An 8,424-nucleotide genomic window follows, 5' to 3' on the forward strand; every position below is an offset into this window, starting at 1 on the left:
CCGGACGCCGTACACGTCCCGGGAACCGCCGCGGGTCTCTCGCTCCGGTGTCCCGAGACGGCCCGGCTAAACCGCAGCGCTACGACTGCACCAACCGAGGCGTGAAGGGCATCCGCCCGGGAAGAAGGATCCTGCCGCTGGTGTCCTTGCCTGCCCTTGCCCCTGCCCCTGCCCCTGGCCGGGGACGAGGGCAAGCTCAGCGCGCGCCAGCAGGGTTGGGGTTCCCGTCCAGGTAGGTGCCGTAGCCTTCCGTGATCAGGTGGCCGTCGAAGATCAGTACCTCGTTGACCAGGCCTGCCTTCTGATTCCGGTAGTTGATGACCAGGCAGTCCACCCCGACGTAGCTGCCCAGTACCTCGAACCTCAGGTCGGGAATGCGTCGCAGACCTTCGGCCCAGTACGCGCGCAGCGCCTCTTTCCCCCGGATGACCCCGTCACCACCGAGGAGTTGCGCGGCAACCGGAGAACGGAAGACGACGTTGTCGTCGAAGTGCTTCAGCAGAGCATCCAAGTCGTGCGCATTCCAGTCCGCCACCCAGGAGTTGACGAAGTCACGTGCCGTCGCATGATCCATGCTCGCAGTATGACTTTGGAACGAGGGGTGCAAGAACTGCCTGGCCAGTGAAGCACCTGCCCCGGTGAGGCTGGAGCGACGCGGGTGACGCGGTCACGGCCCCAGATTCTCCGTGGCGCAGCGACGATCGGCTTCGGCCCGAACCCAGCCGCAGGCTTTACAGAACGGTCGACCACTCGTTCTCGCTGCGCAGGTAGCTTTCACGACATCCATTGATGTTCATGCGCGGGTCGGTCCGGATGATCGAACGGCCCGCGAGGAGAGGTATGCCATGAGTGCGATCAATCTTGCCGAAGCAGCGGCAGATCTACCCGACGCGTGGAGTTCTCGCGAGTTGGGCACTGTGGGGGAGGCCTGCGTGAAGGTTCTCCGGATGGACGGCACACAGGTCGGCGAAGAGAGCCATCGCGCCGCCGAGGCCCTGCTGGTACTGGACGGCCGACTGGAGTTGGAGGTCGACGGCATGCCCGTGTCGGTACGGGCGGGCGAGCTGTTCATGGTCCCGGCAGGGGTCGTGCACGCGGTTCGCGCGGGGAGCAGGGGCACGCTGGTGATCATGGAATCGCCGGAGCAGTAAAACGGCTCCCCACCTCGTACGCCATGACGTCCCCTCGCCGACTGCCCGGCCCGCCCCGCGCTCGTGAGCGGACGACCTCATCCGGACAGGCCACGATGCGGTGACCGCTGCGGTCCGGCATCGGCCTCAGCGAACAGCGGCGACGACGGGGGTCTCCGACTCGTCGAACTCCTGCCTGGCCCGTTCGACCTTCGCGAGGTTCTCCGCGGACCAGTCGGCGAGATGGGCGAAGACAGGTGCCAGGCTGCGGCCGAGCTCGCTGATCTCGTACTCGACGCGGGGCGGGACCTCCGGGTAGTACGTGCGCACCACCAGGCCGTCACGTTCCATCTGCCGCAGCCGCTGGGTGAGCACCTTCGGCGTGATGGTGGCGATGTTGCGCTGGAGCTCGACGAATCGCTGGCGACCGAACTGGTTCAGCGTCCACAGGATCGGTGTCGTCCAGCGACTGAAGACGATGTCGAGCACCGGGGACACCGGGCACGCCAGTACCGGGGCGGCCTGTGCGTCCGGCTTGCCGCGACCGGTCACCCGGGTGCTTGGCCCAGCGGTGGTCTCGCTCATGGGTCCCTCCCGGGGAAGTCGCTTTCCTCTAGGTACCTACTTTATTCAGGATGCCGGCTTCTTGGGGCGGGGACGACGGTCGCCGCTCTCGCCCGCACCATGTCTTCCCTGCGCGCCCGGAATGCGCCTCGCTGGGCGCGCGGGCCTCGGCCAGGCGCCGCTACGCAGATCGCTCGCGCGTGAAGGGCAGTACAACTGGAGCGCTGCCACTGAAGCGCTGCCTTGGAGGACTTCACCCACGACTTCTACACCGTGTCCTGCAGCAGCTAGTGCTCTGACCGGGAAGGTTCACCGGATCCCTTGGTCCACGTGTGGTTCGCCTACCATCGCGTCCATGTCGGGATCCGAGCGCGTCCTTGAATGGTTGCAGAGCTGGTATTCCTCACAGTGCGATGGCGACTGGGAACACGAATGGGGCGTGACGATCGAGACGATCGACAACCCGGGGTGGCTCGTCAAGATCAATCTCGAAGAGACGGAGCTGGCTGACCGGGAGCATCCCCGTCAGCGGGTTACTCGAGACGAGCGTGACTGGGTCATGGCGTGGACGTCTGAGCAGACGTTTCACGTCACCTGTGGGCCCGGCAATCTGACCGAGGCACTCTCGCTGTTCCGGACCTGGGCATCCGAGGACGTCGTGGAAGAGCTCTGATGGGAGCTGCTCACGCCGCGAGCGCGGGCCTGCCGCCCCAGCGGATGGCCTTCTCGCTACGGATACGGGCGCGCTCCTTCCGCTGGGCGGCGAGGACGTCCGGGTGACGCGCATTCTTGTTACGCCAGCGCAGGTAGGCGTGCAGAGCCCTGGTCTGGACGGTGTGGTTGCGGTGGTTGGAGTTGGCGACGGTGAACTGCCGCAATGGCCCGAAGCGGGCCTCGATCGGGTTGGCCCAGGACGCGTAGGTCGGCGTGAAGCACAGCTCGGCCCGGTGCTTCCTGGCCCAGCGCCGGATGGTCTCGCCCTTGTGGGCGGACAGGTTGTCCAGGATGACGTAGATCGGGGCGCCGTCCGGACGGGCCGCGCGGATCGACCTGAGCGCGGCCAGGGTATTCGCGGCGCCCTTCTTGCGGCCATTGACGCCCCACAGGGTGTCGTCGCCGATCGAGTAGCAGCCGTGGAAGTACCGGACGCCGTGAGTGCGGGGGTAGGTCGCGGGGTGCCGCTCAAGGTGACCGGCAGGGGCCCAGCACGAGCCGACGGTGGGGCGGATGCCGAGCGGGCCGAATTCGTCGAACGCGAAGACGCGGTTGGGGAAGCGGTCCAGGACGTGCTCGATGCGGTCGAGCTCGGTGTCACGGTCGGGGTCCGGGGACTCCTTCCAGGTGTTGGTGCGCTGGAAGGTGACCCCGCGGCGAGCGAGCAGGGATCGTAACGCCTCGCGGCCGGTCCGGATGACGCGACCGTGCACTTTGCGCAGGTAGGCGGCGAGTTTGCGGATGGACCAGCGGGTGAAGGGCTGGCCGAGCTGGGTCGGGCGGGTGGTGGCCGTCTGGACGACGAAGTCCTCGTCGTCAGGACTGAGAAGGCGGGGACGGCCTCCCACCCATCGAGGGTCCAGGCATGCCAGGCCGATCTCGTTGAACCGGTGGATCACGTCCCGGACGGTGTCCTCGTCGGCCTGGACCAGTTGCGCGATCACCGGGACCCGGTTCCCGCCGGCCGAGGCCAGCAGCATCATTGCGCGCCGGTAGCGCACCGAACTGGTGCTGCCCCGGCGCACGATCTGCTGCAGCTTCTGCCCCTCCTGGTCGGTCAACCTGCGCACACGGACAGGCTCAGCCACCACACCCCCAACGATCGGACGGACGGACGTCACCGCACATCCAACCGCCACGACCACCAACCCGGCGAACCTTCCCGGTCAGAGCACTAGCCCCACTGTTCGGCATCGCGAAGTCCGCGGCCGAGCGGATCGTCGACCACGGTATCCTGCCTATCCGCTCCCACCGTGGCCCACGCCGTCGTCGCCCGGCCAAGCTGCCCGCGGACAAGGGCTATGTCTTCGACCACCAGCGGGGCCGGTTGCGGCGACGGCAAATCGTGCCCCGCATCACCCGCCGTGGCATTGAACCTTCCGGCTGCCTGGGCCGGCATCGGTGCGTGGTCGAACGGACCATGTCCTGACTGAGCGGGCGCCGCTGCCTGCATCGCCGCTACCAGCGCAAGGCCGAGCGCTTGCTGGCCGTCGCTGGTATCGCCAGCGCCTTGAGCTGCTACTGCCGCTGTACCGCCGGTGCCTTGGAGGCGGCTGATTAAGCTCTGGATCATGTCGGTGGAGGCACCCGACCTCGCCGCAGTGGAGACGCGGCTCGGGCGAAGCTTGCCAGCAGAGTTGCGCTCGTGCAGTCTCCCGCGCTGATGCGACGAACGATCTTGCTGCGACGGCGAGTTTGGCTGCGAAGGCCGACGTCCATGGAGCGTGGCAGAGGTTCGACTATCTGCCGGATGCGGCCGAGGTGTCTTACCGCCTCGGACCGACGTCATCGGGCCGATTCTCCTCATCGAGGGTCGTTCTGCCAGGAGTTCTCAGCGGGTGGTTCCGTCGGGGTTGATGGTGTGGAATCCGGTGTAGGGGGTGAGAGCCGGGGGGAGGGTGACGGAGCCGTCGCTGTGCTGGTTCTGCTCGATCAGGGCGACCACGGTTCTGCCGATGGGGAGTCCTGAGCCGTTCAGCGTGGCTGTGTATTCCTTCGAGCTGTCGCGTTTGACGCGGATACCGGCTCTGCGTCCCTGGAAGTCTCCGCAGTCGGACACGGAGGAGATCTCGCGGAATGCCTGTTGGCTTGGCAGCCACACTTCGAGGTCGTAGGTGCGACGTGCGGAAAAGCCGAGGTCGCCTGCGCGCAGGTCGGTGACTCGGTAGTGGAGGCCGAGGCGCTGGAGGCATTCTTCGGCGTGGCTGAGCAGGAGCTGCAGTTGCTCTTCCGCGTCCTGCAGGCGGCATATCCGTACGAGTTCCACCTTGGCGAACTGGTGGAGGCGGATCACTCCGCGCGTGTCCCGGCCGTAGGATCCGGCCTCGGAGCGGAAGCATGCTGTGTGGGCGGTGAGACTCAGGGGGAGCTCGTCCTCTGACAGGGTTTCCTTGCTGTAGAGGTTGACGAGCGGTACCTCTGCTGTGGGAATCAGGTACAGGCGGTGGTCGGCGACCTGGGTCGCGAACAAGTCGTCGGCGAATTTGGGCAGCTGGCCCGTTCCGGTCATCGTCTCGGGTGTGACCAGGTACGGGACGCTGTGCTCGACGTAGTGATGTTCCTTGGTGTGCAGGTCCAGCAGGAACGAGGCCAGCGCGCGCTCGAGCATCGCGCCTGCGCCGCGGAACACGGCGAAGCGTGATCCGGACAGTTTGCTGGCCCGGCGCAGGTCGAGGATGCCTGCGGAGGTGCCCAGGTCGACGTGGTCGCGGGGTTCGAAGTCGAAGGTCGGTGGGCGTCCCCACCGCCGGATCTCGACCGGCTGGTCTTCGGGGCCGCCGTCGGGAGCCTCGTCCGCGGGAATGTTGGGCACTGCGAGCAGGAAGCTGTGCAGATCGCTGTCGGCGATGCGTTGCGCCTCGTCCGCCGGCTGGACCTGGCTCTTGAGCTCCTTCGCTGTGTCGAGGTCGTGCTGATCCCTGGCATCACGCTGCTGCGCGAGCTTGCGGGAGACGGAGTTGAGCTTCGCGCGCAGGGAGTCCTTGTTCTTGATGGCTTCGGTGCGTCGCTGGACGAGCTTTTCGAGGGTGTTCGTGTCCAGGGCGTAACGGCGTGTGCTGAGCCGTTGTGTGGCCTGGGCGTCGGGACGCAGCAACTCCTGTGGGTCGTGCACGGCGTCTCCTTGGGCGGCGAGGGCGCGTTCGGGTAATCGGGCCATGCGGCCGGGGCGGGTGGCAGTGGCAGTGGCGTATGTAGGCGTGCGACCGGATTGCCCGCGCAGGCCCGATACGGCGAAGTTCCGGCGCAGCCCGGGGGCGTTGCGCCGGACGCCCCGGTCTTGGCCGCGGTGTCGCTGCCGCGGGTGGGGGGTGTTTCGCCGATGGGGAGTTCTCCTGGGCAGCGGAGTGCTGTTCTGTGGTCTGTAGCGGCCCGCGCGGGTGGATCGGTGTTGTGCGGAGAGGGCAGGATTCGAACCTGCGTGGGCCGTGGCCCGGCCGGGTTGGATACCCGGCCCCCGTTAGGCCGCTACGGGGACCTCTCCTTGCAGCGTGTCCGCGGGTTGTTGGCTGTCGCGCTGTTGGTGAATATTCTGCGCTCCGGGTTCTGACGGGGGCCTGATGCGAGGCTGATGTCGATGTTTTCTGGCCCGTGACTTGCGAGTTCAGGATTTCCGCGACGTGCTTGGGAGGCCGGCTGCTGGTGGTGATGCCGCCGGAGGCGGGTGTGTGCCGGGTTTTGTCAGGGTTCGGAGTGCGTGGAGCGCCATGGCCCCGTGACCGAGTCACCTCATTGTCCTCTTCGGGGGCTGCGGTTGGCGGTAAGTGAGTTGGGTGGTAGGCGAATTTGAGGAGAGTCTTGTGCTTATCGGTTCTCCGTGGACGCCGTGCACGTGGGCTTTGATGTTGTGCATTGAGGATTCGACCAACCTCAGCTGGAAACTCGCTGCTGTCCTCCGTAGCCGTGTCCCGGAAGCTCTGCGGGATTCGTACTAGGCCGATAGAGACCTGAGACCGTGTTTGAGATCTACCGTCTCCCGTTGCCAAGGCGGTCGTTGAACCCTCTGTGAGCGGTGCTGGGGGTGGATATCCGTCGGACCTGACGGATGGGCAGTGGGCGCTGGTGGAGCCGTTGCTGCCGCCAGCGCGGGTGGGTCCGAAGGGTGGTCGGCGGGAGAAGCACCCGCGGCGGCGGATCGTGGATGCGATCTTCTACGTGGTGCGGACGGGGTGTGCCTGGCGGCAGTTGCCGAAGGACTTCGTTCCGTGGCCAACGGTGTACTGGTACTTCACGTGGTGGCACGACGACGGCACCGTGGAGCGTATCCATGACGCCCTGTGCGGCCAGGTCCGCGAGGCCGACGGCCGCGACGCGGAGCCGAGCGCGGGCCTGATCGACTCGCAGTCCATCCGCACCGCTGACACCGTCCCCGCTGCGACCAGGGGATTCGATGCGGGCAAGAAGGTGAAGGGCCGCAAGCGGTTCATCGTCACCGACACTCTCGGACTGCTGCTGGCCGTCCATGTCGTCGCGGCGAGCGTCCAGGACCGCGACGGCGCGAAGAGGTCGTTGCTGTGGACCAGGCTTGACCATCCCGGTGTCCGGAAGGTCTGGGCCGACCAGGGCTTGGCCGGCCGCTTGGTCGAGTGGGTCGTACAGATCCTCGGCCGCGATCTGGAGATCGTCCGCAAGACCCCTGGCCAGCGCGGTTTCCAGGTCCAGCCCAAGCGGTGGGCGGTAGAGCGCACCTTCGCGTGGCTTACCGCCCACCGGCGGCTCGCCCGGGACTACGAGACCAGCCCAGCCCACTCCGAGACGATGATTCGATGGGCCATGATCGGCGTCATGGTCCGCCGCCTTACCCGAGGCCGACCGGCAACCCGACCAGGCCCAAGATCGCTCTCCCGCACTGAGGCCCACAGGCTCGACCGCGTTGCGGCCGAGGGCTCGTGGCTCACTGCATGAAGGCGATCACCAGCGGGTCCGACTCTGGAGCGATGTAGTCGTATGTCGGGGAGTCGACGTGGCTATGATCGCCTGCACCCGCCTCGGATGCGAAGCCCTCAATGTTGTCGGCGAGGAGGTCGAGAGCTTCCCGCCCTCCCTTGATACTCAGGACCTGGGCTTCCGTGACGATCGAAACGGTGGCCCGCTCCGGATCCTCCCGAAACGCGATCTCCGACAGCGCCCTCTCGTAGGGAGAGGGGCACGGGTTCTCCGAGAGATCAAAGCTTCCGGCCTTCCCCCGCAGCAACTGTCCGAACGCCAGCAGTCCTTGACGCGTTCCGGAAAGCGCGAGCTCTTTCGTTTCCCCGCTGTACAGAACCTGCAACATCACATCCCCTCCAACCCGCCGATCGTACCGATCACCAAGGGAGATCGCCCCGCTGGCACTTCCGCCGCGGTCGGGTCCGCGGCTCTGTGGCAGATCTCAAACGCGGTTTGAGGAGTGGATGGAGGGGGGCTGCTGGCCTGGCGGATAGGACGGTTTTGGGCAGGCCTGATATTGCGTGGGCGACGTCCGACCGGTCCGCGGAGAGTTGTGACGTCAGGATCCGTGAGGTGCTGGCTGCGAGTTGTGGTGGGGTGGTGGCGGGGGAGTAGCGCCGTGACGGGCTGGGCCGGCTTTTCGTGCGGGCCGGCCTGGGGGGGCGTGTTCTGGCAGTGCAGGGTCGGTGTTGTCTCTGGTGGGGTTTGTGCTGGGTGTGGTTGTTGGTCAAGTGGGTTGGGTGGGGTGTGTTGGAAGCTCGCTGCAGTTCCAGCCCGGTTCTCCGGCCGCCGGAACGTGTGTGCTCCCCGCCCTCGAACAGCAGAGGGCTTCCTCCGATCGCTCCTGGCGCATCGGCATCCCCGGTCGGGCAGTGGGCTTTCCCTGGACCCCGCGCCGACTCTGTAGGTGGTGCTTTCCCTGGTGGGGTGTTGGGGGTGTGGGTGTCAGTGTGGTGTCAGGCTTCTGTCAGGTGTGTTGGGGCAGGATTGTCATCAACGGCGGGACGGCGGGAATATCCGCGGACTCGCTGCTGGGAGAGGTCCCCGTAGTGGCCTAGCGGGGGCCGGGTGTTTCACCCGTCCGGGCTTC

The 8,424-nt window shown here is 66.7% G+C and carries 9 protein-coding genes and 1 tRNA gene; 3 read left to right on the top strand and 7 right to left on the bottom strand.

Annotated features, from left to right (window positions below; translation table 11 throughout):
* Positions 1-196: 196 nt before the first annotated feature.
* Positions 197-574 (bottom strand): nuclear transport factor 2 family protein, encoded by a 378-nt coding sequence (locus ACIPRD_RS31525; RefSeq protein ID WP_401568029.1) that lies wholly within the window; start codon positions 572-574, stop codon positions 197-199.
* 373 nt (positions 575-947) lie between these two features.
* Between ACIPRD_RS31525 and ACIPRD_RS31530 the strand changes: the two genes are divergently transcribed.
* Entirely contained in the window at positions 948-1,151 is a 204-nt protein-coding gene (locus tag ACIPRD_RS31530) for a cupin domain-containing protein (protein WP_401568032.1), read from the top strand.
* Between the two features lie 126 nt (positions 1,152-1,277).
* On the opposite strand, the gene ACIPRD_RS31535 is transcribed toward ACIPRD_RS31530, so the two are convergent.
* Complete coding sequence (locus ACIPRD_RS31535) at positions 1,278-1,715, bottom strand: winged helix-turn-helix transcriptional regulator (RefSeq protein WP_401568034.1); 438 nt, start codon at positions 1,713-1,715, stop codon at positions 1,278-1,280.
* 334 nt (positions 1,716-2,049) lie between these two features.
* Between ACIPRD_RS31535 and ACIPRD_RS31540 the strand changes: the two genes are divergently transcribed.
* A complete protein-coding gene (locus ACIPRD_RS31540) occupies positions 2,050-2,367 on the top strand; it encodes an immunity 53 family protein (protein ID WP_401568037.1) in 318 nt (105 codons plus the stop codon).
* A 10-nt stretch (positions 2,368-2,377) separates the two neighbouring features.
* On the opposite strand, the gene ACIPRD_RS31545 is transcribed toward ACIPRD_RS31540, so the two are convergent.
* From ACIPRD_RS31545 to ACIPRD_RS31560, 4 genes are all read right to left on the bottom strand, one after another.
* Positions 2,378-3,496: an IS630 family transposase gene (locus ACIPRD_RS31545; RefSeq protein ID WP_401568053.1), complete on the bottom strand. Its 1,119-nt coding sequence runs from the start codon at positions 3,494-3,496 to the stop codon at positions 2,378-2,380.
* Positions 3,497-3,582: 86 nt separating this feature from the next.
* Positions 3,583-3,981 (bottom strand): hypothetical protein, encoded by a 399-nt coding sequence (locus ACIPRD_RS31550; RefSeq protein ID WP_401568039.1) that lies wholly within the window; start codon positions 3,979-3,981, stop codon positions 3,583-3,585.
* 258 nt (positions 3,982-4,239) lie between these two features.
* The gene (gene serS / locus ACIPRD_RS31555; RefSeq protein ID WP_401568041.1) at positions 4,240-5,520 is read right to left on the bottom strand and encodes a serine--tRNA ligase; all 1,281 of its coding nucleotides are present in this window, start codon (positions 5,518-5,520) and stop codon (positions 4,240-4,242) included.
* A gap of 281 nt (positions 5,521-5,801) precedes the next feature.
* A tRNA-Gly gene (locus tag ACIPRD_RS31560) sits at positions 5,802-5,889 on the bottom strand.
* Positions 5,890-6,410: 521 nt separating this feature from the next.
* Here ACIPRD_RS31560 and ACIPRD_RS31565 point away from each other — a divergent pair.
* The gene (locus ACIPRD_RS31565; RefSeq protein ID WP_401568043.1) at positions 6,411-7,310 is read left to right on the top strand and encodes an IS5 family transposase; all 900 of its coding nucleotides are present in this window, start codon (positions 6,411-6,413) and stop codon (positions 7,308-7,310) included.
* Here the strand turns inward: ACIPRD_RS31565 and ACIPRD_RS31570 are convergent.
* Positions 7,300-7,680 carry a hypothetical protein gene (locus ACIPRD_RS31570; RefSeq protein ID WP_356411583.1) on the bottom strand — a complete coding sequence of 127 codons (381 nt, stop codon included), beginning with the start codon at positions 7,678-7,680 and terminating at the stop codon, positions 7,300-7,302. The two genes, ACIPRD_RS31565 and ACIPRD_RS31570, sit on opposite strands and share 11 nt — an antisense overlap.
* Positions 7,681-8,424: the final 744 nt, after the last annotated feature.

Origin of the sequence: Streptomyces sp. NPDC090108 (assembly GCF_044747185.1) — a bacterium.
In the GTDB taxonomy this organism is placed as follows: domain Bacteria; phylum Actinomycetota; class Actinomycetes; order Streptomycetales; family Streptomycetaceae; genus Streptomyces.

Excerpts from the sequence above, each read along its gene's own strand:
- ACIPRD_RS31530 (WP_401568032.1), top strand. The coding sequence starts at position 948 with ATGGACGGCACACAGGTCGGCGAAGAGAGCCATCGCGCCGCCGAGGCC.
- ACIPRD_RS31570 (WP_356411583.1), bottom strand. The coding sequence starts at position 7,680 with ATGTTGCAGGTTCTGTACAGCGGGGAAACGAAAGAGCTCGCGCTTTCC.
- ACIPRD_RS31540 (WP_401568037.1), top strand. The coding sequence starts at position 2,050 with ATGTCGGGATCCGAGCGCGTCCTTGAATGGTTGCAGAGCTGGTATTCC.
- ACIPRD_RS31525 (WP_401568029.1), bottom strand. The coding sequence starts at position 574 with ATGGATCATGCGACGGCACGTGACTTCGTCAACTCCTGGGTGGCGGAC.
- ACIPRD_RS31535 (WP_401568034.1), bottom strand. The coding sequence starts at position 1,715 with ATGAGCGAGACCACCGCTGGGCCAAGCACCCGGGTGACCGGTCGCGGC.
- ACIPRD_RS31550 (WP_401568039.1), bottom strand. The coding sequence starts at position 3,981 with ATGATCCAGAGCTTAATCAGCCGCCTCCAAGGCACCGGCGGTACAGCG.